This window comes from Spirosoma sp. 48-14 (assembly GCF_001898575.1).
GTDB lineage: Bacteria > Bacteroidota > Bacteroidia > Cytophagales > Spirosomataceae > Spirosoma.
The window spans coordinates 1-26,719 of sequence record NZ_MKUD01000032.1 but is presented as its reverse complement, the minus strand read 5'-3'; the positions used below and the strand labels follow the sequence as shown (position 1 = coordinate 26,719).

Below are 26,719 nucleotides of genomic sequence, written 5' to 3'. Positions count from 1 at the left end.
CTTCAACGGCGCTACCTATCAGTGGTTTTATGGCAGCGGAACCGCCGTGGTCGGCACCACCAATCCATACACTACCACGGCCATTAATACGGCCACTACGTATCGGGTACGGCTTACCCTGAACAGTTGCGTATCGAATGATGCCAGTTTCACCGTTACACCCGTCACCTGTACATCCTGTGTAGCCAGCGCTACCAGTCTGGGCGGTAAGGTATACCGGGATTTCGATAGCGACGGCATTGCGGATACCTATGATGGCAGCTTGAGTAACGTTACTGTGACTCTATTCCGCTGTGATGCTACGAATCAAAGTACGCAAGTGGCTACCATGCAAACTGACCTTAATGGGGCTTATAGTTTCACCGGGCTAACGGCAGCGACGACTTATCGGGTTGAATTCAGCAACTTGCCCGCAGGCTACCAGCCCACCTTCCGGGGTACTAACAACGGCACCATGGTTCAGTTTACGCAACCCGGTTCCTGCACGACTAATTTAGGTATCAATCTGGCGTCCGATTACTGTCAGACCAACCCTCTTCTGGTTACTCCCTGTTATCTGGATGGCGCTGTTACACCTAACAATGGCGGAAACGATGTTCTGGTAGGTGTCAATTACGACTTAACAGGCAGTGTAGCCCATCTGGGAACCCGTACTCAGATCGGTTCAACCTGGGGTGTCGCTTACGCCAAAACCGCAAAAAAACTCTACTCAGCCGCGTTCCTGAAGCGACACGTAGGCCTTAAGGACGGCAACCTGGGCCAGATTTATATCACCGACATGACCAACCCGACTAGTGCCAGCACAACCACCACAGCATGGCTTAATGTGTCGGCGCTGGTAGGTGGTAACTGGCAGTTTGCCACCGATGCAGCTCGTGGTCTGGCCAATGCAGGGACTCCTAGCCTTGATGCGCAGTCCTTCAGTGTCATTGCCGGAATTGGTTTAGGGGACATTGATATCAGCGAAGATGAGAAAACGCTCTATGTCATGGATTTGACCAACAAGCAACTGCTATCCATCGATATCGCGACTAAAATCCTAAATGGCAAGTATCCAGTGCCTGAACTTTGTTCAACGGCTTCGTCTACCAGCTATTTCTCTGCGGGGGCAGGCAACGAAACGTTCACGGCTGCCGATGGTAAGCAGTGGCAGAAAGGGTATCTATTTGATATAAATGGGAACTCGACGAATTATGGACAGACGATTACAAATACAAACAGCGCTACAGCTGGCACCTCTGATGCTGCCTTATATGCCAATTCGGCTTATGTAGCCACTGGCTCAACGATGACCTACAGTTTTCCAGTAGGTAATGGCACCTTTGGCGTGAAGCTTCATTTTGCCACAAATGCGACAACAAGCAACCGAAACACAACAGTTGCCCTGGAGAGCACAACCGTCTTATCGGGCTTTGACGTGTATGCCGCTGCTGGTAATCAGATTAACGTGGGTGTTACCCGTTCGTTTACAACCACCGTTACGGATGGAGTGCTAAACGTTGCCATCACCTGTAATTCCGGCAGTAGCTTTGCTATGGTGTCAGGCTTCGAACTTACAACACTAAACAATACACCAACCGGTGTAACCCGGCCTTTTGCCCTAGCGGTTCACAACGGAAAAGTATATGTCGGGGCTGTATGCGATGCCAGCCATTCACAAAGCCGTGACGATTTAACAGCGAGTGTGCTGGTTTTTGATCCGGTGACGAACACCTATGAGGCAACACCTTTATTAACAGTCCCACTTAATTATACGAAAGGGGCGAACTGGAGCGCCTGCCCTACCCTATCGCAATGGCATCCCTGGACCAATGTTTACCCAAATGCCACTGGAAGTGGTATTAACTGCGCAGGCTTTACGCTCTATACACAGCCAACTTTATCAGACATCGAGTTCGATGTAGACGGAACCATGATTCTGGGATTCTTTGATCGCTTCCAGCATCAGCAGGGGGCTTACCCAAGTAATTACACACCCGACGGCAGACAGCTAGAAGCCCTGGGTGCGGTTGGTGGCGATCTACTGCGCGCTTATTTTAATGGGACCTCGTATGAACTGGAATACAATGGTAAGGAAGGCTCCACCAGTCCTAAACCGGCCACCTCTGGTCAGAATTCGGGAGAAGGCATTGGCGGTGGTGAATTTTATGTAGATAACACCAGTGGTCACCAGGAGATTAGCGCCGGTGGGCTGGCTCTGAAAGCGGGCTCCGGCGAGGTTCGGGTATCAACAGGTGACCCTCTTGTTTATAATTCAGGGGGCCTGACTGGTTTTGACAACAAGACCGGAGCGAAGCAAAATGGATTTACGCTCTACGCTGGCGTAACGGGCGGAACCCAAAACAAGGCCAATGGTTTGGGTGACCTGGAAGTGCTCTGCGACCTGGCTCCGATTCAGATCGGAAACCGGGTGTGGCGCGACGATAATCGAAACGGCATTCAGGACCCCTGCGAACCAGCCATTCCCGGCGTAGTGGTCACCCTCTATGATGCCGCCAAAACAACCCCTCTGGCCAGTGTAACAACCAATGCCGCTGGTGAATACTATTTCTCCTCGACAACGGTAACGGCTGGCACCTCGACCTCTTCGGTAGCCACTACAGCCCTGACCTACAACAGCGATTATGCGCTGGTCATTACCAGTCTGGGTACCAGCACAGTCGTAACGGGCTTATCACTGACCAATGTATCGCCCCTCACACCGGGCGAAAGCAGCACAGCCAACTCGGGTACCACCCAGGTTAACAACGATGCGATGGTCATGAATGGCAAACCCACCATTATGCTCACCACGGGCGGTTATGGTGCCAACAATCACACCTACGACTTTGGCATTGCAGTACCGGATTGTGCCAAACCCGAAATCGCAATTAGTAATCCACAAACGATTTGTCAGGGTAGTAGCTTCAGCCTGCCATTATCAACAACGGTGACGAGTAACACCGTAACTGGAGTTCAATGGTATTATACGGATGCCAACGGTAGCTCATTTACGGCCATCAGCGGAGCCACCAGTCTCACCTTCAGTCCAACGACGGCCCAGCAGCCGACCTCAACGGGCGGTATCCGCTACTATGCCCTCATCGGACAGAATGGACTGAGTGCCAGTTGTTCTGATACGGCTTTTGTAAACCTGCGGATCAAGCCCACGCAAACGCTGACCATTTCCACGCCATCGGCAGCAACGGTTACGCAATGCTCGGCTACGGCATTGGCCCTGAGTGTTTCGACCAATGCCGTAACACCAGACCAGATTCAGTTTGTGTACTTCACCAGTCCGCAGTCGGGAACGGCCATGTATACCGGCGGTACAGTGCTCGCTACGATTAATTCAACGACAGCGACGGGTAGCAAAACGCTTTCTTATACGGTAACTGTCCCCACCAATACGGGTACAGATCCGCTGACCTATTACGTCTATGCTATTCTCCAGTCGACGGATGACGCGTGTAAACCATCCGACAGTTTTGTGTTGAAGGTTTCTCCCGCAGCGGTAGCCGTTATTGGCGGCACGGCTCTGGTTTGTCAGGGTACGTCAACGACATTAACGCTGCCACCGGGGGGTTCCTATAAATGGTCGACGGGAGCAACAACGCGCCAGATTACACCGGCCATCAGTGCTACTACTACTACCGCAGTCTATTCGGCGACCCTCACCACTGTAGATGGTTGCGTATCAAACCCCGCTACGTTTACGGTTACCGGTGTTGTTTGTACCTCCTGTGTATCGAGTACAGGTCGAGTCGGCGGTATTGTCTACAATGATTTTGATGCGAATGGGGTTAAGACAACGACCGAACCTGGCTTGTCTGGCATTACAGTAACCATTTATCGATGTGATAATACGGGTAGCAGTACGTTAGTCAATACCACAACGACCGACATCACCGGGAACTACTTTTTCAGCGGTCTGACTGATGGCGTGACGTACCGGGTTGAGTTTGGGAATGTACCGACTCAATTCCAGCAATCGGCGCGTGGATCGCAGAGCGGTACGTCCGTACAGTTTGTTACGTCGCCTTCGTGTGGAGTTAGTCTGGGGTTAAGTAATCCGACGAATTACTGCGAATCGAATCCATCAGTAGCCGTCGTCTGTTTTGCCCGGAATACCGATGGTTCGACTGAACCGACTATCATTACGATTAAGGACAACGATGCCGTCAATTTTGTCGGCCGGTCGGCGACTGATAATACTGGCGACTGGTCAGCTCCGACGGGAACACTTCCAATTGCCTCCGAAACGATGATTGGGAACGTAGGAACTGTTGGTACTACGCTGGGCCTGGCCTGGGATAAAACGCACAAGCAAGTACTTACAGGCGCCTATATGCGTGCGTACGCTCCCATGAAAACGGCGGCAAATGGTTTTGGTGAAGGGGTAATTTACAAAATTGGCTATAGTTCTGGTACAGCCGTTACACCGACCACCTGGCTTGATCTTGAAACGGTACTAAGCCCAGGTGTATCGGGTACGTTTGTGGCGGATGCTACCTTCCCAGATCCTAGTTCAAACTTTGGCGTGACCAATGTCAGCCCCGCTCGTATTGGGTATACTGGCTTAGGCTCGCTAAAAATGGCTAGCGACAATAGCGAGCTGTACGTTGTCAACCTGAATAAACAGGAAGTGATTGTGATTCCGGTCGATGACACGGGGGCACCTGTATCTGCCAACCTGAAACGGTTCCCATTACCTACCGATGGCTGTCCGACAGGAAACTGGTCAGATGGTCGGCCCTACATGGCGGTGTTGGGGCTGGGGGTTCATCCGGAAACGAAACGGGTATATGCCACTGTTACCTGCACCGGCCCCACGATTAATGATTTGAAAGGGTTGGTCTATTCCGTTGATCCTTCAGACGCTACCCCCTCAGCATCGGATTTCCAGTTAGAAGCTACGCTCCCACTCAATCTGAGCATTCCTGCTACCAATCCGAACGTATCGTACTGGTATAGTCAGACTGTGCACCCTTGGGAAGTTGTAACGGCCAATACCGTATTTTATTCGAATTCAAGTGCCAATGCCCAGCATACACAGCCCTGGTTGGGAGAAATTGCATTTGATCTACAATCCGATGGAAAGTATGGCATGACGGTTAGCACACGTAACCGTTACCACGACCTGATTAACTCAACCTGGTATGTAACCGGGGGGATACTACAGCGGCTGACCAACACAGGTACCAATGCTTCGCCTAGTTGGACGCTCGAATCGAATGCGGTGGCTGGAGATCAGGTTTCGACCGTCAACTGGACGCTGACGAATACTAACTACGCGGGTGGAAATACGTCGACCAACAACCGCTTTTTCAAATATGTTGGGCGTGAAGGAACTATGCTGGCGGGTATGATAGATTATGTACCTGGTCGTCAGGAACTCGTATTGCCAGCGATGGACAATGTCTATTATTCAGGCAACTCGGGGATTACGTGGATAAACCGAAACACCGGCGAACGCTCACGCGATATTCACCTGATTGGCAGTTCTACCTATGATGCATCTGGCTACTACGCCACCAACTTCCCGAAAGCTAATAACTGGGGTGGTCTGGCCGTACTGTGTAATCTGGCCCCAATTCAAATTGGTAACCGGGTGTGGCGCGATGACAACAAAAACGGACTTCAGGACCCTTGCGAACCAGCCATTCCAGGAGCCGTAATTACGCTCTATGATGCGGCTAAAACAACGGCACTGGCCAGCGTGACGACCAACGCGGCAGGGGAATATTATTTCTCCTCAACAACCATAACGGCAGGTACGTCTACTTCATCCGTTGCCACAACCGCTTTAACTTATAATACGAGTTATGCCGTAGTGATCACGAGTCTGGGTAGCAGCACAGCGGTTAGTGGATTGAGCTTAACCGATGTGAGTATCACCCCTGGAGAGAGCGGTGCTACCAACTCGGGTACTACGACCATCAACAACGATGCGATGGTCATGAATGGCAAGCCCACCATTATGCTGACGACTGGCGACCCAGGGACAATTAATCACACCTATGACTTTGGGCTCGCTGTTGTGCCTTGTTCGCTGAGCCTGGTCGCTACACCGGGTAGTTGTAATCCAGCTACGAATCAGTACACGGTAACAGGAACTGTTAATCTAACGGCAGCCCCTGCCAGCAGTCTGACCATTACGGATGGCCTTGTAAGCACGGTCGTCTCGGTGAGTGCTGGCCAGACCTCGGCTACCTACAGCCTGACCGGTCTGACGTCAGGTACAGGACTGCATACAGTAACGCTGCTGTCGTCGGCAACAGCTTGTGGTACTGCATCGGCTACGTACACAGCGCCAGCCTCCTGTACAGTGGCTCCGTCTGCCTTGACCGTATCGGTCAGCAACCCGAGCTGTAACTCACTGACCAATGCCTACACCGCCACAGGGACCGTCTCGCTCAGCAATGTGGTCGCCGGGTCAACACTGACCATCACCGACAATGGCGCTACTCTGGCCAGCCTGACGCTGACTAGTGGACAACCCTCCGCCAGCTTCTCGCTCAGCGGCACCTCCAATGCTGCCAGCCATACGGTAGTGGCTAGCCTGAGTGGCGGCCCATCGGCCACTACCACCTATACCGCTCCGGTAGCCTGCACGGTGTGTTCAACCCGGATCACCACAGCCAGCCTGCCCAACGGACAGGTAGGTACCCCCTATAGCCAGACCCTGACCGCCACTGGTGGCACCGCTCCCTACACCTACTCGGTGGTGGGCAGTCTGCCAGCCAGTTTGACTCTGTCTGCCAGTGGGGTGATTTCGGGGACGCCAACCAGTAGTGGAACAGCTTCCTTTACCATCAAGGTGAGCGATACCCATGCCTGCTCGGATGCCCAGCCGCTGACCATCACCCTAACGGCTCTGCCTGTCTGCTCGCTGACGGCGACGGCCACCCCTGGTATCTGTAGTACGGCCACCAACACCTACGCTGTCACGGGTAGCATCTCCTCCACCAATGCGGTGGCCAACAGTGCCAGTCCCCAAACGCTGACCGTGTCGGTCGGTGGGGTCAGTACGCTGGTGAGTCTAACTGGAGACGGTCCGGTGAGTTACACGCTGGCAGGGTTAATCTCGGATGGAGCCACTCATACGGTATCAGTCCTGAGTAGTGCCACCGCTTGTGGAGTCACAAGTGTAACCTATACCGCCCCAGCCTCCTGTACTGTGGCTCCGGCATGTATTCTGTCGGTAACAGCTTCAGGGGCGAACTGTAATCCTGCCACAAATCAGTATGTACTATCAGGAACAATTACGGTCACCAATAGCCCTGTGAGTCAGACCCTGACCTTGACAGACGGAAGTTATGTTCGCTCATTGACAGTGGCTGCGGGTACTGGAACCATCGGGTTTAGTTACACGGCCTTACAAAGTGATGGCGCTACACACACAGTAACCGTTACCAGCAGCGCCAGCGCCTGTGGTAGCGTTTCCACGACTTATACAGCTCCGGCTAGCTGCACAGTAGCACTCGCTGGCTTGGGCGACTTCGTCTGGCTTGATCTAGATAAGGATGGCACGCAGGGTGGCATAGAACCCGGTATTAAGGATGTATTCGTGACACTCTATCTGAACGGATCCATTTCGGCAACAACCCTAACGGATGATTCGGGATTCTACTCGTTCACCGGTTTAACACCTGGCACCAGTAATTCGTATGTAGTAGGCTTCACAACTCCATCGGGTTTCACCACAACGACGCCTTATAGCGGAACCGATCGCACCAAGGATTCTAATGCCGATCTGATTACCGGGAAGACCGAATCCGTTACGCTGGCCCCCAGTGAGTTTAATCGAACGCTGGATGCTGGTTATATAGGCCCTGAATCCCCTGCTAACATTGCGGGTCTGGGTAACTTTGTGTGGTTAGATTCGGATAAAGATGGTATTCAAGGCATAGGAGAGCCTGGTATTAAGGATGTCAACGTGACGTTGTATCTGAACGGTGCAGTTTCGGCAACCATGGTAACGAATGCGTCTGGTTTCTATTCCTTTACAGGTCTGACACCCGGCAGCAGCAATAGCTACACCGTAGGCTTTACGACACCAACGGGCTATACTGCTACAACGCCTTACAGTGGTAATGACCGCACCAAGGATTCGAATGTAAGCCCGAATACAGGTAAGACCGAAGCGGTGACGCTGACGGCTGGTGAATACAATCCGACGCTGGATGCAGGCTACTATCTCCTTCCCCCTTCACTGACTTTGAATAAAGTCGTTGATAAGTCGAAGGCTAGCCAGGGCGATATCCTCACCTACACGCTGGTGTTAACCAACGTAGGGTCAACAACGGCAACGAACGTTACAGTCCGGGATTCAACCACGCTTGGTCTGAGCTACATAGCCAACTCGGCTTCGGCTCCGACAGGCACTACCTTCGCATATGGCAACCCAGTTAGCACCTGGACGGTACCAAGTCTGACACCGGGCCAAAGTCTATCATTGACGTTCCAGGCTAAAGCCGATAGTACAGGTATTCTCTACAATGTAGCGACTATACCAGGTGATACGGCCAAAGTATGTACGACTATCCCGGTTAAGGTGTGTCAGGGTAGTGATTATTTATTTGAGCTTAGAGTGGCAACGGGACATACCAGCTATCAATGGTACCGCGATGGCGTTGAAATTGTTGGTGCTACCACGAATGTATTGAGTGTAACAGCTGCGGGTACGTATTCGCTACTTGTCGATGGTGCCGTTAGTGGTCAATGTCCTGAATTTAGCTGCTGTCCATTCATTGTTGAAGAAGATACACTGCCAACGTTCAAGGCTGTTTCTGTACCGGTCACCTGCATAGGTAACGTAGCTCAGGCAAACGGCAAAATCGTTCTGAGCCAGTTCAGGACCGGATATACGTACCAATATTCACCCGGCTCTTCGTTCAACGCGGCTGCATCGCTATCAGGGGTGGCTAAGCCAATACCGTCGGATGGTGTCATTGTGGCGAATCTGGCAAATCCGGCTACCGTTCAACTCTATACCGTTCGGGTTTATAACGGCAGTGGCTGCTATAGCGATCTGACGGTGGCCCTACTGCCAACGACGTGTGGCTGCCCGGCTAGTGTATGTGTACCGTTTGTAATCAGACAGACCAAAGGACCGATACGAGGTTCCCATTGATTCAATAATACGCTACCATTAGCAACGAGAAAAAGGATCATGTTTAACACCATGGTCCTTTTTTTGTAAACTAGCCCGTCAAACTTTCTACGACAGGTTAGCTCATAAACGCGTCAATCATACAAAGGACTTTTTCAACGAAACACACAGTGCAAACTCATCAAACGACAAGTTCGAACACATAAAATTGAGCCGTGATAGCCACAACCAGATCTGACCGTTAAATTTACCCGTTCACGGTCAAATCTAGTCGTGGCTACTCCATATCAGGCAGGAGAGTTATGGCCCAAATGACTATTTATGTAGTATTATTCCTAACATGAACCCCGTACAACTCATATGAAACCCTGGTCTTTACGTTTAGTGGGCTTATTGCTTACAATTTCTCAACTGCCGAGTTACTCTCAAACCGAAACCTATGCCGAAAAACTCGGGTTCCCGAAGGGTAAAAAGGTCGTTATTTTACACGTCGATGACGCGGGCATGAGCTATGACTCGAACATCGGAACGATTAATGCCATCGAAAAAGGCATCGCTAATTCAACCAGCGTTATGATGCCCTGTGGATGGGTGCCTCATTTCTTTGCCTATCTGAAAGAACATCCCAATGTCGACGCGGGTGTCCATCTGACGCTCACCTCCGAATGGAAAAACTACCGTTGGTATCCTATCATTGGTCGTGACAAAGCGCCGGGTCTCTACGACGGGCAGGGTAGTTTCTGGCCCGAAGTAGCCGATGTGGTCGCCCACGCCACACCCGATGAAGTAGAGGCCGAAGTTCGGGCGCAACTGGCCCGGTATCGGTCGTTCGGGTTTCAGCCGACCCACATGGATTCGCACATGGGTACGCTGTTCGAGCCTAAATTTATTGGGCGTTATGTAAAAGTGGCTATCGACGAAAAAATCCCGATTCTGTTTCCCGGTGGCCATGCAGCACTCATCAGCAAAACCAACCGACTGGCCGCGCCTATGCAGCAAATGGCCCGGCAATTGGGCAAACAGCTTTGGGACGCAGGCTTGCCGGTACTCGATGATCTGGACGGAAGCATCACCAGCTTGAACCTACCTGCCGGAGCCAAAGACTCGGATTTACAAAAATTTAAAACCCAGAAATTCATCGAACTGTTGAACTCTGTACAACCAGGATTGACGTACATCATCATGCACTGCACCGCACCAACGCCAACGTTTGATCTGATCAGTAGTTCGGGCCAATCGCGGAAGGGCGATATGCTGGGCATGATGGACCCCGCTCTCAAAGCCTATATCGAGAAAGAGGGCATCATCGTAACCACCTGGCGGGAATTAATGGAACGACGTAAAAAATTGTGAAAGAGCGAAAGAGTGAAAGAGCGAAATCCGCTGAGAACTCTTTCACTCTTTCGCTCTTTCACTCTTTCACTCTTTATGAAAATAAGTCTCATCTCCGCTGTGGCGGAAAACGGCGTTATCGGCCGGAATAATGAATTGCCATGGCATCTGCCTGATGACTTCGCCTTTTTCAAGCGAAAAACAAGCCATCATCCCATCATTATGGGCCGAAAATCGCTCGATTCGCTAGGAAAACCATTGCCCAATCGCACTAACATTGTGATAACCCGAAACGCCGATTTTAGCGCTCCCGGCGTTACCGTGGTGCATACGCTGGACAAAGCCCTTGACGAAGCGAAGGCTATCAATCAAACAGAAATCTTCGTGATCGGTGGGGCAGAAATATACAAAATGGCCTTGCCCATAGCCACTACTCTATACCTAACCGAAGTCCACCGAGCCTATGAGGGCGATGCTTTTTTTCCCGCTTTCGATAAAAACGAATGGCGTGAAGTCAGCCGCCACCACCACCCCGCCGACGAACGGCATGCCGTAGATTTTGATTTTGTCGAGTACGAACGGGTGGGGTAAGAGCCACACGTTGTATGAGTAGGTCGCCTACAGCGTTTTGCCCAGGTATCCAGGTATAGCGATGGCAGATTCTCAAATCTGCCATCGTGCGGTTTTGAGAAACCGCATGCGTCAGGTTGAAGAACCTGACACCACATAGGCACCCTCTTAGAGTGCGGGCAGATTCTCAAATCTGCCCTGTGCGGTTTCTCAAAACCGAATCAGACCAGCCGTGCGGTTTTGAGAAACCTAACCAGGCAGGTTGTAAGAACCTGCCACCACAAACGCAAACAGCTTCTATCCGAATGTAGCTCCAGGACTTCGATGAAGCATGACCCAACAGCGCTGTTTATTTCCGGGTGGTCAATATCGTGGGCCCGCTTGGACTCATCACCTCGGCATTATCTTCGGCCGTAATAAAAATGTCGGCGGGTTTGGCAATGGATGTGGCTTTCAACCGCGCTTCGAGTGCACGCCCGGAAGGCACTAGCTGCCCAAGTTTATTGACCGGATCGTTACCCGACTCCATCCAGACGACGTAAGTATTCGATGGTGGGCTAAGCTTTTTGGGCTCGGCCAGATTCCGAACGTTTACATTGACGACGTAGTTTTTGTTTTTATCCTTTCGAACGCCAACTTTCCCCGAAGCAGATGGAACAATCGACGAATCGGTGAAGACCATCTGAGGAGTACAGGCGCTAACGGCCGCAGCTACGTATAAGGTACTAAGAATAGATCGGATCGTTTTCATGACGTTACCAATTGGTTAGTCTGTTAACCGATCCGATTATCCAGATGTTTGGCCGTTAATCGCTCATTAATCTCCTTTTCGCCTAGCTTAACTTCTTGCCTTCAGCTTCCAGCAGCGCTTTGGTTCGGCGGATTCCTTCATCTTCGGCCATCCCCTCTCCTTCGAACTCCACCCCAATGTAGCCTGTAAATCCAGCCGCTTTAACCAGTTTCAGCATGCGTCCATAATCGATTTTAGTTTCATTACCCTTTGCATCGAAACCGTAACTTTTGGCGCTCACCCCTCCTTTGGCATACGGCAGCATTTCGGCAACTCCTTTGTATCGGTCATACGGGCGCTCACAGGCCTTTTCGGTACTCCCCCAATCGTGCGACTGGCAGAAATTGCCAAAATCGGGCAATAAGCCACAATTCGATTGGCTCACTCCCTTAGCCACCGAAGCCATCCAACTGCCATCGGATGAGTAGCCGCCATGATTTTCAGCCACCACATTCAATCCCAGGGGCTTAATCCGGTCGGCCAGTTTCCCCATGCTGTCAATGGCTCGCTTCCGCACCTCATCGACCGCGTCTTTATTTTGCAGGTTGACCCGAATGGTTTTGCAGCCCAGAAACTTAGCCGCTTCTGCCCACGCATAATGCCGGTTTATGGAATCGGCTCGTTTGGCAGCATCAGCATCGACCAGACTGCCTGCCGTATCGATCATGATCAGGTGATTCACGACACCCTCATTCTGGCTCCGTTTGAGCAGTTCTTTCAGGTACGTCGGTTCGTTTTTGACAAATTGATCGACATACTCGACAGCCGTTATACCAAAATCACGACGAGCGCAGGTAGGAAAATCGAGCGTTGTCGTCTCTTTTTTGGCCAACGCCCGATGCAGTGACCATTGTGCCAGCGAAATCTTGAAAAACAGGTCTTTAGGCGCTTCTATTCCTAAGCCAGTCACTAAAGGCAGGGCGGCCAGGGCACTCAGTTGGCCTAAAAACTGACGACGGGTTGGATTCATTGTGAGAAGATGTTTCTATTTTTTGTAAGGTTTTCAAGACATTCAAATGAGTTCTAACCTAGCTATTTTTTGTCATTTCCACTTGACTCAACGACTAGTTCTCTTCAACAATCTTTACGCCCCAGGGCTCTATGGACATTGATTGGCCAGAGGTTATCGGCTGATCGGCCAACAGCTCTTTCCCAGCTTTGTAGGGGTACTTTACAGAGCCCGGCGTAGCAGAATAGTTAAAGTAATAATGAATGAGTTTACCCTGCTGATTTACCCCCGATTTGACAATCAGCGGGAAAGTCAGTTGTTGATCAACTCCCCAAACATCAGCTTTTTTCACCGCATCTTCCAGCACTTTCTGCAACACAGCATCACTAGTCATACAGCCAATGTAGGTTGCCAGTCCATTTCCGTAGGTATTCTCCGTAATGGCGGCATAGGTTCCCCAAACCGGATGATCGTAGGAGGCCAGTACGCGGGCTGTTGTGGGTGTAATCAGTTCCATCCAGGTCTTAACCGTATTATTCGACTCACCTACCTTGAACGGATCACCTTTTAGGGATACCTTTTGCGGGATGGTAAACTGGCTGTAATAAATTCCACAGGCTTCGCTGATAATACCCGGTTGACGGGTCGAACGCACTTTCACATGCTCGTCGGAAAAACCGCTTTTGAACGTATAAACGACATGCCCACCTGCTTTAACGAAGCGATTGAGCCGCTCCAGCAATGCATCCGAAGCCGCATACAAAGCGGGTACGATCAGGAGTTTATACTGCTCCAGATTTGTGCTGGACGGGTCGACAAAATCAACGCCCACATTCATTCGGTACAGGGCATCGTACATCGGTCGCAGGATGTCGTTATACCGTTCGGTAGCACCCCAGCCAAAGCTAAACGCATTGAACGCCGTCAGGGCCTCGTTGCTGAACAACATGGCGACGGAATTGGTCTTTTTCAGATTGACGAGCTTCGGACTCAGTTTCGCAAAATCGCGTCCGATGGTTTTGGCTTCTTCGTAGGTAGGATTGGGTTCGAAATCGTGACTCAATAGCCCTTTCCAGTACGTTTCGGCCGAATTGTGAATCGAGTGCCAATGCCAGTATTCCAGCATACTCGCTCCCGATGCCAGATGACTAAACGCCTGCAACCGCAACTGCCCCGGATAGGGTACCCACTGCGGGACCCCCTGCGCTTCGGTTTCGAGCACCAGATAATTTCGGCCCCGAGTCGACGCATCGACTTTCATGGAACGGGTCACATCACCTCCGAACGAGATTTCAATACCCGTAAGCTGGTCCTGCGTGGGATGGTAAATATCGACGCCAGCGATGTCCATTGCTTTGGCAGCCGCAAAATGATCGACATCGGGCTGGATACCATACGAATACCCGCGCCATTCGAAGTCAAAGTTCTGGGTTACAAACTGACCGGGCCGTTTGTATTCGTTCACCAGTTTCGCCTGCCAGGCCAGATAATCTGTGACGAGTTTCCGTTGAAACTTAGCGAACTCCGAACTCAGGCTGGCATTGATCGTACCGACCATCGACGGAAAATCGGCCCAATTGTTAATCCGGTTACTCCAGTAATCCAGCCCAAACGCCTTGTTGACGGTGTCCAGCGTTTTGAACTTCGTTTTCATGTACTGCACAAACTGTTGCTGTACATTGGCCCCGGCGGTGTTGTAATGCTTGGTTTCGTTATCGACCTGATAGCCAATAATAGCCGGGTGATTTTTTACGTGTTCCAGCATTTTCCGAATCACGCGTTCGGCATGGAAGCGAAAATGTGGATTGGTAATATCCATGTTCTGGCGAACGCCGTACTGGTTCTGCCCGCGTGACGTGGTAGCCAGCACATCGGGATATTTACGCACCAGCCAGGTCGGTACTGCGTACGTTGGCGTGCCGATAATTACCTGAATACCGCCTTTGTGCATGGCATTCAGCACCCGGTCGATGTGGGTAAAATTAAATACGCCATCCTGTGGTTCAACCGTGCTCCAGGTCGATTCGGCGATGCGGACGACATTGATGCCCGCATCTTTCATCATCTGAACGTCCTTCTCCAGCCGTTCGTAGGGCATATATTCATCATAATACGCCACGCCAAACAGCAGTTTATTGGGCAAAGGGCTTTGGGCCGATACCCATGTCGAAAGGAGTACGAGGGTAGTGGTAAGTACTAAAGAAAGACGATTCATAATTTGGGGCATCCTTAACTGCGCTTTTCATTGCCTGCGGTTTCTCAGGGTCTGCCAATCTCTGCTGTACTGCTGATTTATGCTGTGTTGCCGGTTTCTTAAAACCGAACCGTTCTTTCGTTCGGTTTTGAGAAACCGCACGTGTCAGATGTGAGCATCTGACAGCACGAAACACCACAGACGAGGTACACCACAAGGCTCCGAAAACCTGTTTTGATCACTTCGCGCTCAGGACCGACTGCTTATACTTGGCTGTGCGGGCATCGCGGATGACGCCTTTCCAGTTCAGGCCAAAGCCGAAATCGTAGGTGTTTCCTTCCGAATCTTTATAGCAACTCATGTCGCGGGGAACGTCTTCGGCCTGTGCTTCTACCGTTTTCATGTCGGCTGGCATTTGCATGGGCAACAGGGCCGAGGGTTCATACACTCCAGTCAGTATATCCATCAAGGCTTGGTCCTGCACCCCGAAATGGACCAGCATCGCGTTCGACTGGCCTTCAAACTCACTGACCACCGTCGGGTTCGACATATTCAGCGCGACAATCACGGGTTTGCCGTTCATTTTGGCATAGGTGTCCGTAACCATGTTCAGATCGGTGGTGTTGATGGTCTTCGCCGTTTTGCCGTTGTATGTCCGGTTGGTGAATGTCTCCATCGGGTCGCCACCGGCCATGCTCGGGTCGCGAGTTCCTTTGGCTGTATAATCGCCATATTGCAGACTGACAGGAACATAGCCCGTACCACCCGCTTTGGCATCGGCGCTGTTATAGCCACCACCCGAGTTTGGACTTTGGATAAACACCAGCGCATAGTCGGCTTCAGCAGGATTATCTGTCACATTGAAATATTTCTTAACGATATTCAGATTGACCGGATAGGCCAGTTTTTCCGGGATTTCCATACCGAGGAAATTACGGCCAGCGGGTGTAAACTGTTTCGGAATATAGACCGTTTTGCCTTTCGCGAGCGGCAGTGCTTTCGCCTTGTTTTTCAGCATTACCACCGATTCCAGTTGGGTCTGATAACCTGCCTTCATGTATTCCGGCGTTCCAACCGATTTCTGCGATACCTGTGGGTCCAGGTATGGATTTTCGAATAAGCCTACCCGGAAACTATTTTTGAGTAGTCGTACTGCCGACTGCTCGAAGCGGGCACGCATGGCGGCTTCTCCGTGTTCTTTCACCCCCATTTTATACGCTTCGATTACGGGGCCGGATTCATTATTGCCGCCAAACTGGTCAACGCCGTTCATCAGGATTTTGTAGTGTCGCTCGGCTACTGTCAGTTTCTCAACACCCCACGATTTGCCCGTCAGAAAAACATCGACAGCGGTTTCATCGGCGGTAATCAGCCAGTCGGTGCAGACAACCCCATCGTATTTGTATTTGGTCCGCAGCAGGTCATGAATGATGTATTTGCTGTAACTGTTACCTACATTCTCGCCATACTTTTTATCCTGACCGTATGAGATGGTATAGTACGGCATCACAGCCGCTGCCGTACCCGTTTTTCCGTTCAGTTTAAAGGCTCCGTTCAGGAATGGGATGAATGCCGTTTCGAAATTTTTTCCGGGATACACCGCGTATTTACCATACCCATAGTGGGCATCGCGTCCACCTTCGCCCGAACCCCCACCCGGCCAGTGCTTTACCATGGCATTGACACTGTGATAGCCCCAGCCACCCGTAATTTCGTTGGCGCCATACGACGTCTGAAACCCATCAATGTAAGCGCGCGCCATGTCGGTTGCCAGTTGCGGGTCTTCGCCAAAGGTACCACTGACCCGATTCCAGCGCGGATCAGTAGCCAGATCGACCTGGGGCGACAAAGCCGTAGCAATACCCAGCGCCCGGTATTCCGTGGCTGCAATCTGCCCAAACCGTTTTACGGCATCGGGATTGAACGTAGCGGCCAACCCCAGCGAACCGGGCCACATGGAAATGGAGCCACCCGCCCCTGCGTTGTATTCGGCATCGGCACGGGTGCCATGTCGAGGGTCCGAACTGCTGTTGATTGGTATGCCTACGCCAATCCCTTCGACCAGCGCCTGAGCGTTGTTATTCCACTCAGCAGCGATTTCGGGACTTTGTACCGATGTAATGAGTACGTGCCGGAGGTTATCATTGGTCAGAAACGCCTTTTGCTGGTCCGACAGATCAGAGGCTTTGACGCCACTTTGCGCAAATATTTTTCCGCCGTAGGTACCGGCAAATGGACCACCCGCAGCCGCCGGAATCGGTTGGTGGCGGCTATAGAGCATCAGTCCGGCAATCTGATCGATGGTCATTTTTGAGGCTAAATCCTTCGCCCGTTCATCGACCGACAACCGCCAGTCTTCATACTTGTCCAGTTTACCGTTTTTGTTCAGGTCTTTAAAGGCAAACCCTTTATCGGTCAGTAGTTTCACACCCGATGCCGACGAGTAACCGATGGTTTTCCCGCCTTTGTTGGTGACTTTCGTCCAGTTTCCGACGTTCGTTTCGGTCCAGTTCTGGCCGAATGCGGCCGAGGCAGTCAACAGAGTCAACAGGCCGAAGGTGATGTTTTTTGTTCTCATAGGTTTGGTAGGTATTCTAAATAGATGTCAATCAATTAAACCGCCCGGGCGCAAAGACGCAAAGAATAGGCGATAGAATTATTTCTTTGCGTCTTCGCGCCCGGGCGGTTCACTACTCTTCTGCATAAAGATTAACTCAGCAATTTCAATTCTGCTACCCGCAACACGACAGGCCCGATCAGGCCGGAGTCCAGAAGTGGCGACTCTTTGGTGTAGTGTTTCCAGGTCGTGAACGTCACACGTCCGTCGGCAGGTTTGGGCTTTCCTTCTTTATACCAGGCCGGTAGTTCGACAATAGCCCCGCTGCTTAGGCTGGCAAATCCACTAGCCCCACCACCCGGAGTAAACTTGTCGGGATCGGGCAGATATTCGTCGCCAATCAGTCGGTTCGGCCATAAATTCGTTACGCTAATTTCCAGCGTATTGTTGCCAGCCTGCACCGCATCGGTAATATCTATCCGGTAGGGGCGTTTCCAATAAGTACCGAGGTTTTTCCCGTTGACCGATACACTGGCGAGTACCTCCACCCTGCCCAAGTCCAGAAACAACCGCCGTCCTGATGAACCCGGTAGCAGTTTGGCCGGTATCTGAATCGTTTTGATGTAGGTAGCCGTACCCGAAAAATGCTTCACCCCTTGCTGCTCATGGGTATTCAGTGGAATCAGGCTGTCTAACGTGATCTGTTCGGGAGTCCCCATATTGGCCGGAAAGCGAACCTGCCAGCTACCTGTTATTTCCACTGGCGGATTGATTCCGGCAACGGCCATAGGTGTACTACGTCCTGCTGTATCGCGTGCAACATATTGCCCATTCTGCCAGAACAGTAGCCCGCTTTTCCCATTAGCCGCTATTTCGACAGTAGGGATAGCCGTTGATTCAGTACGTTTCTGCGCTGCCAACTGCCGGATACGGTCGTCCGAAGCCGCTTCCGTGAGCACTTGTGGCTCGGTCATATCGCCATTGTAAAACGAAGCCCCATCGCTCAGGTAGGCTTTACTAATTCCGGGATGAACGATGTTTGTTCCAGCCTTTCCCTGCTGAATGAGTTTGCCGTTCACATAAATCGCCGGGATACCGTCTTTATAGACCACCGCTACATGGCTCCAGCCCGAAATGGGTGCTTGGGCCGACAGCCGAAAAGTGGGCATACCAGTCGTTCGTTCCCAAACCGCCACGCCGTTTCGCCCGATGGTTAGCCCGCAGGCAGCATGCCCAGCCCCATATAACTCCGTCCCCGAAGGTGGATAGATGGCGTAGTAATCAGTCCAGGCTCCTTTTACATTTTCCAGCAATCCACCGGGAGCCAACATGATATTCAATTCCGGCTTGGCCCACAGGCTAATCGTAAAGGTATTGGCAACGTCCTTGTACACCCCGCGAGTCGGAATCGGGAAAGGCTTGGTACTCAATACGGTTTCGGGCCCTTTGCTGATAGCTTGTAGCGGCTTTTTGGCGGGTGTCCTGAATACGACGAATACGGAACCCGACGGATCGAACTGTACAGGTACGCGGGTTTGTCCGGCCATGGTTTCGTAGATCGGCATGGGCGTCATTTTCCCCGTCGAAGCATCCCAGCGTTCGGGTTGTTTGCCCGCTACCCGGAACGTACAGACCGTTTCTTCGACCGTCCGACGCTGGTTGGCCAGAAAGTACACCTGTACCTCGCCAATGCGACGGTGTATCCATGTAATGGGCGCATCGCCGGAACGGGACGTCACCTCCACATCGGGCCTGATTGCCAATAGGTTGAGCACTGCCAGGATGGACTGCCCCCAGAACACACGCCCTTTGCCGAATTTGTTTTCCGTTATCGCCGTCCCGTTGATGGGCCCCCAGATGTCGGTCAAAAGCTGCTTAAACTCGGTATACCCTTCCGAATGCCGATGCAGACCGAGCGTTGTTTCAGGCTTTTCACCCACGACAACCAGTCCTTCATTCACATAGTCACGTAATTTTCGGAGCAGTGGCAAACTCAGCGCTTTGTGATTCTGGAGCACCAGAATCCGGTAACTCAGGCCATCGGGCAGCACCAGCTTTCCATCCTGAACACGAGTACGTTTCAGAAGCGTTTCGCCATTGATGAGGTCGTAATCGTAGCCCTGTGGCGGTGTTGGGGTTAGTTCGTGCGGCTCTACTTTGGTGTACTGATTTCCGGCTTCGCCCGTAAAATAGGCCAGGTCAGCCACGAATAGTCCCTGCTGCAACAAACTCTGGCAACGGGCCAGATAATCGAGCCAGGCCCGTCCCTGGTTCCACCAGGTCGTTGTCCGGTCGAAGTGGATACCCCAGGGCCCCATTGTCATACCCGGCACAGCGGTTGGATGAGGCTGGTGCGCGTATCGGTGAAAAATAATCCGGTTCAATCCTTGTGTAAACATTCGGTCGCCCAGTGCTTTCATACCGAAAGGGTATTCCTGCCAGCGAGCCGATTCGGGCTCTCCTGTAAAGGCTTCGGCTCCAACCAATTGTGGATTGGCGGGCGTGCCTCCACCAGCGTTTTTACCGTTGATATGAGCAATGGATGCCGCCAGTTTAGTGGTCCGTCGCATGGTCCAGTTGTTCTGAAACAACGACGACAGCCCATGCCAGAACTCCCCCATGTTCACATCGACCCGTGCCCCAATCTGCATTTCTTCCATCGGCCCCCGGTCGTACGGTTCGGCATAGGCAAAGATGCCCTGCTGATGGCATAACTCCGTGAATCGGGCGTAATAATGATCGGCCATCAGATCGGCCAGTACACGACGGAAATCCCAGAGAAACCGCTCAGTGAGGTCTACGTTTTCCACAATACGGCCCGTCAGCGCTGGTAAATAGGCCAGCAATGAATCGCCAACCCGTTTCTGAAACTCCTGCGGAAGCTGGGCCGTCCAGTTTTGCATACCCACTTCATAACTGTCGATCAACAGACCCACCTTGCCTTTCTGGGCCAGCGGTTTGAGGGTCGGCAGCAGGTTTTCCATCATCCGGTTAAAATGGAAATCGATGGCGGCCGGGTTATATTTATCGCATTCGAGGCCGATTCCCGTATCGGGTGCCGAACGGTTCAGCTCCCCTTTGGGCGTGTAACCGACCCGTAAAATAGTCCAGTTACCGGATGGCGCATTCCAGCGTAACGAACCCTCTTTATCCATGAATTTCGTCAGATCGACAATCGAAGACAGTTTAATAGCCGCTTTTCCTGCCTCTTCCGAATCATCCGTTACGCCCATTGCCCCGAAGACCATATCCGTTTTTTTCCGCCAATCGGCAAGTCGGGCCGCACCAGAAAACCGTAACTGCGAAAAATGTCGCGCACCGGGCGACGCAATGCGAAAATATCGTGCCTTTGTCGGTGCAAACTCAATGATTGTCAAGGTTTCATCCGCCGAACGCCCTGCGCTCCCTGAGGCTACTTTGCGAAACTGAGTACCATCGTCCGACGCTTCCAGCGTAAGTTGAGGCCCTCCTCCAAAGCCACCCTCACCCGAAGGCGTTTTCCCGACAGGTTTGCTGACAAAAGCGATAGACTGGGCTTCGTAAGGTGCCTTAAACTCAAGCAGTATCGTAGCTGGCTGGCCTTCCGCACTCGACTGCACAGTCAGCCCTTCTCCTCCGGCCAACTGCTCTGCCAGATTCGAATCAGTACCCCCAGTAGCTGTGATTTTAGTAACCAGTGCGGCTAGTGATGCTTCGCCAGATAGCGACGGATAAGCCAGCACGGCCACATCTCGGTAGTAGTTCAGTTTTGCGGGTGGTCTGGGCAGTGAGATCGTTACCGGCTGACCACCTGCCAGATACGCTTCGCTCCATGTCACCTCCTGCATGGCCAGTTCGGGCGTGATCCAGGGCCCACCACTCGACGACCAGCCGGGGCAATTGTGCATGGTAAACTCCAGCCCCAGCCGATCAGCTTCTTTCATGGCATGCTGTTTCAGGCTCAGCCATTCAGGACTTAGGTACACCACTGGACCTTTCGGTATACCTGTTCCGGCATCGAAATTCTGAAAGCCTCCCAGCCCGATTTGCTGCATGGCTTCCAGATCGCGGGTGATACCGTCGGCTGTTACATTGCCATTCATCCAGTGCCACCAGACCTGCGCCCGCGCTGACATGGGCGGATTGACAAAGGCATCGACAAACGATTCAGCCGCCTTGGTATCAAGGATAGTTGACTTTCGCTTGAATTCAATAATGCCTGCCGGAGTAACTAGTGCCGCTAAACCAGCCGTAGAGCTATTCTTTAAAAAGGTTCGTCGTTTCATGAAGGGTGGGAAATGATAGCACGCTGATTTTTATGATCTATTATGATTAACTAAGATTTTGATCTGCGTAAATCATAATAGATCATAAAAATCAGCGTGCTATTCTCTTGCGTTCTGGAACTTTCCGTTTACATCATACCCCTACTTAAACAGCATTGGGGTGTACTCATTCAGGTATTGCCGCCAGTTGATCCAGGTGTGGCCGCCCGACGATTCCTTGTACTGATATTTGATGTTGTGTTTATCGAGCAAAGCCAGTGTCTTTTTATTGGAATCCATCACAAAATCATCCTTACCGATGCTTACCCAGAAGAGTTTCTTGCCTTTGTTAAAGTTGGGGTCGTTGAGCACCTTGGCGTATTTGGTATCTGCTTCATCTGCCGTTGCGCCGAAGAAACCAGAGCTAAACACACCTACGTAGTTGAATAACTCAGGATGCGTTAAGGTTACGTCCAGCGTCTGAAAGCCACCCATCGACAGCCCGGCAATAGCTCGGTTTTCTGCATTGGTCAGGATCCGGTAGTTCTTCTCCACATACGGCATCACCTCTTTCAGTAGCTCGCTCGAAAACAGGTCACGCAATTGATTCATCATCTGGGCATTAGGCATACCATTCATTGGTGGCAGCGGCATACTGCCATTCGGCATAACCACAACCATGGGTTTCGCTTTTCCGGCTGCAATCAGATTGTCCAGAATGAAACCCGCCCGCCCGATTGTATTCCAGCCCGAATCATCGTCGCCCCCCCCATGCAGCAGATAAAAAATAGGGTATTTTGTGTTGCCTTTTTCGTAGCCCGGTGGCGTGTACACATGCATCCGGCGCATCATGTTCAGCGTGTTCGACGAATACCACACCTCTCGTACCTCGCCATGCGGCACCGCTTTGTTATCTTCAAATGCGGTTTCCGGCCCCGGCACAGCCATCATATTTTCCAGGCTACTGATCCCCTGCTTAATAACCGGATTTTTGGGATCCATCGTCCGAACACCGTCGACCATCAACGTATACGAGTAATAGTCGGGTTTCAGCGGGCCAATCAACACAGACCACACACCCTGCTCATTCTTCTTTAAGCTTAGCGGTTGCGGATTCGACAGAAAGTCCCCCCCCACGGTTACTTCGCTCGCTTTGGGCGCATAAATCTGAATCAGTACCCGCTTATCGGCCAGTACGTTAGGCGATTTGAGGGTATCGTTGGGCGTTGGGGTTCGCGGGGCCATTTGCGCCATTGCCAGCGGGGCCATAAAAACCGTACATACAGCCGTGCACAGAAGTTGTTTGGAGAAACGCATAATTGGGTTGGGAATGTAAATACAGAATGAACAATGGATAATGAAGAATGAATAATGGAAGAGCCGACAATGATTATACATTGTTCATTTTACATTATCCATTACCTAGTTATTTGCTCCGCCAAAGAGTAGGCAAGAGCTTATAATACAACAGATGCCGCCAGGTTCCCCAATCGTGGGCACCGTCGCCACCTACATAATATTCGTGTTTGATGCTATGATGCTGCAGGGCTTCGTGCAGAGCAATGGCCCGTTTTCCGATGGGTGCATTAGCCTCGTTCGTCCCCTGCCCGACCAGCAGATAATCGACTTTCTGATTGGCCGATGGGTCATTCAGAAAAGCTGCGCTGTTGGTTTCGCTATCCACATCGCCCGCACTCAGGATGCCGAACGAACTGAACAGATCCAGATTTTTCAGGCCGACAAACTGCGTATGCCGCCCTCCCATCGACAAGCCCGACAATGCCCGGCCCTTCCGGGTCGCGATAGTGCTGTACGTTTTGTCGATAAAGGGGATAATCTGCGTTTTCAGCTCGTCTTCAAAGAGCGGGAAGGTTTTGGCCGTGTGGTTTGGGTCGCTGCGGTGAATAACCTGATTGTTCGGCATGGCAATAATCATCGGTACCATTTTGCCCTCAGCCAGCAGGTTATCGGCAATAAAATTAGCCCGACCGTCCAGCGCCCAGCCGGAGGCCAGTTCACCACTGCCGCCCACCAGATACAGCACCGGATACTTCTTTTTGGGTGAATAGCCGGGTGGTGTATACACGTACATTTCCCGTTCGCCATTCAGAACCGTCGAATGATAAATATGCCGCGTTACGGCCCCATGCGGTACGGGTTTGGCGTCGTAATAGGCAGGCCCATCGCCCGGAACCACCAGGTTGCTATACCCCGGCTGATCGTTGAAGCCTGTCAGGGTGTTGTTCGGATCAGGCACCGTTACCCCGTCGATCACGAACTTGTACACGTAGATATCCGGCTTGACCGGCCCGACTGTCAGCGTCCACAGGCTATCCGTTTCTTTTTTAAACGGGATCGGATTTTTGGCCGACAGCGCCAGCAAGATTGGGCCACCCGTCAGCATGACCTGTCTGGCCTCGGGCGCTTTGAGTCGAAAGATAACCGTTCGGTCGTCGCGAACTTCCGGGGAGATGACACTGGCCCCAAAAGGCATCAGATTCTGGGTATTCTTCTGTGGATTCCAGTCCAGATTGACATGCGCCTGTTGTGCTTTCAGGCCCCAACAGGCTGTGACTACCAGAGCGATACTCAGACTGCAAACTCGATACATAGTCATGCAAATAGCTTTGCGTCAAAAGTACATAAAGATTATGAGCAACTGGTAATTCGGCAAGTTTTTTTTGTAGCTTTTTCAGATAAACTATTGATCGACCGTATAGAGCCTGCACATGTCTATCGTATACTGATAACGAACTTAGTGGAACGCTCCAAACGCCCTTAAACCTGAATGGACTTTTGTCATTTTGACGCAGGAGAAATCTTAGGAATAATCAATGAGTTAGCTTGAGATTTCTTCTGCGTCGAAATGACAAAAAGTTTTCAGACATTTTCCTAAGAACGATAATTAATCGATACAGCCTGACCTGACAACGTTCCCGGCAACGATTGCGTAAAAAAAGGGCAATCGTTTCTTGAATGCGTCTCAATTTTTGGGTCACTTTACTTATCCAATTGGCGCTTACCCCCCTTTACATCCAGATTGATTGGCCGTCAATGTATTTGTCCCGATACCTATGAAAACGCTCGCAGGCTTAGCTCTCGTTATACTGGCAACCGCCTTTCGTACAACGCTTCCTCTTCAATCAACTGCCGGTGCTGACCTGCCCAACGTACTAACCCCAACGTTTCGGAAGGACACGCTCAGTATCCGCAAATTCGGCGCAGTAGCCGACGGGCTGACACTCAACACGGCCGCTATTACCAAAGCTATAGAGCAGTGTAACCGGGCTGGTGGCGGAGTAGTGCTGATTCCCCGTGGTTTATGGCTGACAGGCCCCATTACCCTCAAAAGCCATGTCAATCTGCACCTGGCCGAAGGGGCTCTGCTGCAATTTACCGATCAGCGTAGCGCGTATCCGCTGGTCAATACCACCTGGGAGGGCGAAGAAGCCGTACGCAATCAGGCCCCCATTTCGGGAACCGACCTCGACAATATTGCCATTACGGGCAAAGGTATTCTGGATGGCTCAGGCGATGCATGGCGGATGGTGAAACGAAGCAAACTAACTGAAGATCAATGGAAAAAACTGGTCGCGTCGGGTGGGGTCGTCAATGAGAAGAAAGAGATGTGGTACCCCTCCGAGCAGTCGTTCAAAGGAGCAACCCTATCGGCGGTGAAATCGGGCCAGCCGATGAGCTACTACGAGGGCATAAAGGACTTTCTGCGCCCCAACATGCTCAGCCTGACCCGCTGCAAACGAATTCTGCTGGAGGGAGTTACCTTTCAGAACTCCCCCGCCTGGTGCCTGCACCCGCTTCTTTGTGAACACATTACGCTCCGAAAAGTGACCGCCAAAAATCCCTGGTACGCCCAGAACGGCGACGGTCTTGACCTGGAATCGTGCCGAAACGGACTGGTTGAAGACTGCACATTTGACGTTGGCGACGATGGTATCTGCATTAAATCGGGCCGTGACGAGCAAGGCCGCAAACGGGGTGTGCCAACCGAAAACATCATTGTGCGCAACTGCCGGGTGTATCATGCCCACGGTGGTTTTGTGATCGGCAGCGAAATGTCGGGCGGGGTGCGTAACCTGTACGTATCGAACTGCACGTTCATGGGTACGGACGTAGGCCTTCGTTTCAAAACGGCCCGCGGACGGGGTGGTATTGTCGAAAACATCTTCGTCGATGGGATCGATATGACCAATATTGCCGGAGAAGCCATCCTGTTCGATATGTATTATGCCGCCAAAGACCCGGTTCCTCAATACGGCGAATCCACACCAGGCGAGTCAAATGAATTGCCCCCGATTCCGGCCCAGCCCCTGTCGGAAGGCACTCCCCAGTTCCGGGCGTTCCAGATTCGGAATGTAACCTGCAAAGGTACCGAAACAGGTATTATGGTGCGCGGCTTACCCGAAATGGCAGTAAAAGATATTCTGATCGAAAATGCGGTGTTACAAAGCCGGAAGGGACTGGTCTGCATTGAAGCAGAAAATATTCGCCTAAAAAACGTAACGCTGATGTCGCCTGCTAAAACCCTGATGCAAATTCAGAACAGCCGCAGTCTCACCCTCGACAACATCCGCTATGCCGACGGCACTGACCTACTGATGCACATTTCCGGCAACCGTTCCAAAGACATTAGGCTCCTCAACACACCCACCTCAAAGGCCCGAAAAACCGTCGAAACTGGCGCTAACGTCCCGGCTAATGTACTGACGATGAAGTAAATTACTACCGTTTACTAATTTCACCAAGCATGGCTTGGATACTGCACTAACAGTATCTTGCTTTGCGAACAAGCGCTTCGCAATTAGTTTCCCTACTCAACCAAAACACTAAATACCAACGTATTCATAGTCAGTATCTTGATATTTAGCGATCTTGCGTACAATACTATGTTGGGTGGCGTGTTCAAAATAGGCTCACAAGGCGGGTTCTCGGCGACAGGTTGCAGGCCGCAGCGGCCAGGTTTTTTGCTTG

At 51.6% G+C, this 26,719-nt stretch carries 11 protein-coding genes; 4 read left to right on the top strand and 7 right to left on the bottom strand.

From position 1 onward, the window contains the following. The first annotated feature begins 46 nt into the window (after nt 1-46). The 3 genes from BGO59_RS17790 to BGO59_RS17780 all read left to right on the top strand — a co-directional run bounded on the left by BGO59_RS17790 (nt 47) and on the right by BGO59_RS17780 (nt 11,017). Complete coding sequence (locus BGO59_RS17790; RefSeq protein WP_293685199.1) at nt 47-9,115, top strand: SdrD B-like domain-containing protein; 9,069 nt, start codon at nt 47-49, stop codon at nt 9,113-9,115. 339 nt (nt 9,116-9,454) lie between these two features. Beyond that, the gene (locus BGO59_RS17785; protein ID WP_293685197.1) at nt 9,455-10,447 is read left to right on the top strand and encodes a polysaccharide deacetylase family protein; all 993 of its coding nucleotides are present in this window, start codon (nt 9,455-9,457) and stop codon (nt 10,445-10,447) included. Between the two features lie 75 nt (nt 10,448-10,522). Then, nucleotides 10,523-11,017 (top strand): dihydrofolate reductase, encoded by a 495-nt coding sequence (locus BGO59_RS17780; protein WP_293685195.1) that lies wholly within the window; start codon nt 10,523-10,525, stop codon nt 11,015-11,017. Between the two features lie 328 nt (nt 11,018-11,345). Here BGO59_RS17780 and BGO59_RS17775 read toward each other — a convergent pair whose 3' ends face one another. The 7 genes from BGO59_RS17775 to BGO59_RS17745 form a co-directional block, all read right to left on the bottom strand. Next, a complete protein-coding gene (locus tag BGO59_RS17775) occupies nt 11,346-11,747 on the bottom strand; it encodes a hypothetical protein (RefSeq protein WP_293685193.1) in 402 nt (133 codons plus the stop codon). 82 nt (nt 11,748-11,829) lie between these two features. After that, nucleotides 11,830-12,756: a TIM barrel protein gene (locus BGO59_RS17770; protein WP_293685191.1), complete on the bottom strand. Its 927-nt coding sequence runs from the start codon at nt 12,754-12,756 to the stop codon at nt 11,830-11,832. A gap of 94 nt (nt 12,757-12,850) precedes the next feature. Continuing rightward, nucleotides 12,851-14,950, bottom strand: coding sequence for a beta-galactosidase (locus BGO59_RS17765; protein WP_293685189.1), 2,100 nt, complete (start codon nt 14,948-14,950; stop codon nt 12,851-12,853). A gap of 217 nt (nt 14,951-15,167) precedes the next feature. Then, complete coding sequence (locus BGO59_RS17760) at nt 15,168-17,507, bottom strand: glycoside hydrolase family 3 N-terminal domain-containing protein (protein ID WP_293685188.1); 2,340 nt, start codon at nt 17,505-17,507, stop codon at nt 15,168-15,170. A 131-nt stretch (nt 17,508-17,638) separates the two neighbouring features. Then, complete coding sequence (locus tag BGO59_RS17755; RefSeq protein ID WP_293685186.1) at nt 17,639-21,751, bottom strand: glycosyl hydrolase; 4,113 nt, start codon at nt 21,749-21,751, stop codon at nt 17,639-17,641. A gap of 141 nt (nt 21,752-21,892) precedes the next feature. Beyond that, on the bottom strand, nt 21,893-23,047 hold the full coding sequence (locus BGO59_RS17750; RefSeq protein ID WP_293685184.1) for an esterase: 1,155 nt from the start codon (nt 23,045-23,047) through the stop codon (nt 21,893-21,895). A 109-nt stretch (nt 23,048-23,156) separates the two neighbouring features. Continuing rightward, complete coding sequence (locus BGO59_RS17745) at nt 23,157-24,347, bottom strand: esterase (RefSeq protein WP_293685182.1); 1,191 nt, start codon at nt 24,345-24,347, stop codon at nt 23,157-23,159. A gap of 457 nt (nt 24,348-24,804) precedes the next feature. On the opposite strand from BGO59_RS17745, the gene BGO59_RS17740 reads away from it, so the two are divergent. Then, a complete protein-coding gene (locus BGO59_RS17740; protein WP_293685180.1) occupies nt 24,805-26,466 on the top strand; it encodes a glycoside hydrolase family 28 protein in 1,662 nt (553 codons plus the stop codon). The last annotated feature ends 253 nt before the right edge of the window (nt 26,467-26,719 follow it).

Coding starts and splice junctions, on each gene's coding strand:
- BGO59_RS17785 (WP_293685197.1), top strand. CDS start 9,455: ATGAAACCCTGGTCTTTACGTTTAGTGGGCTTATTGCTTACAATTTCT.
- BGO59_RS17780 (WP_293685195.1), top strand. CDS start 10,523: ATGAAAATAAGTCTCATCTCCGCTGTGGCGGAAAACGGCGTTATCGGC.
- BGO59_RS17775 (WP_293685193.1), bottom strand. CDS start 11,747: ATGAAAACGATCCGATCTATTCTTAGTACCTTATACGTAGCTGCGGCC.
- BGO59_RS17770 (WP_293685191.1), bottom strand. CDS start 12,756: ATGAATCCAACCCGTCGTCAGTTTTTAGGCCAACTGAGTGCCCTGGCC.
- BGO59_RS17765 (WP_293685189.1), bottom strand. CDS start 14,950: ATGAATCGTCTTTCTTTAGTACTTACCACTACCCTCGTACTCCTTTCG.
- BGO59_RS17760 (WP_293685188.1), bottom strand. CDS start 17,507: ATGAGAACAAAAAACATCACCTTCGGCCTGTTGACTCTGTTGACTGCC.
- BGO59_RS17755 (WP_293685186.1), bottom strand. CDS start 21,751: ATGAAACGACGAACCTTTTTAAAGAATAGCTCTACGGCTGGTTTAGCG.
- BGO59_RS17750 (WP_293685184.1), bottom strand. CDS start 23,047: ATGCGTTTCTCCAAACAACTTCTGTGCACGGCTGTATGTACGGTTTTT.
- BGO59_RS17745 (WP_293685182.1), bottom strand. CDS start 24,347: ATGACTATGTATCGAGTTTGCAGTCTGAGTATCGCTCTGGTAGTCACA.
- BGO59_RS17740 (WP_293685180.1), top strand. CDS start 24,805: ATGAAAACGCTCGCAGGCTTAGCTCTCGTTATACTGGCAACCGCCTTT.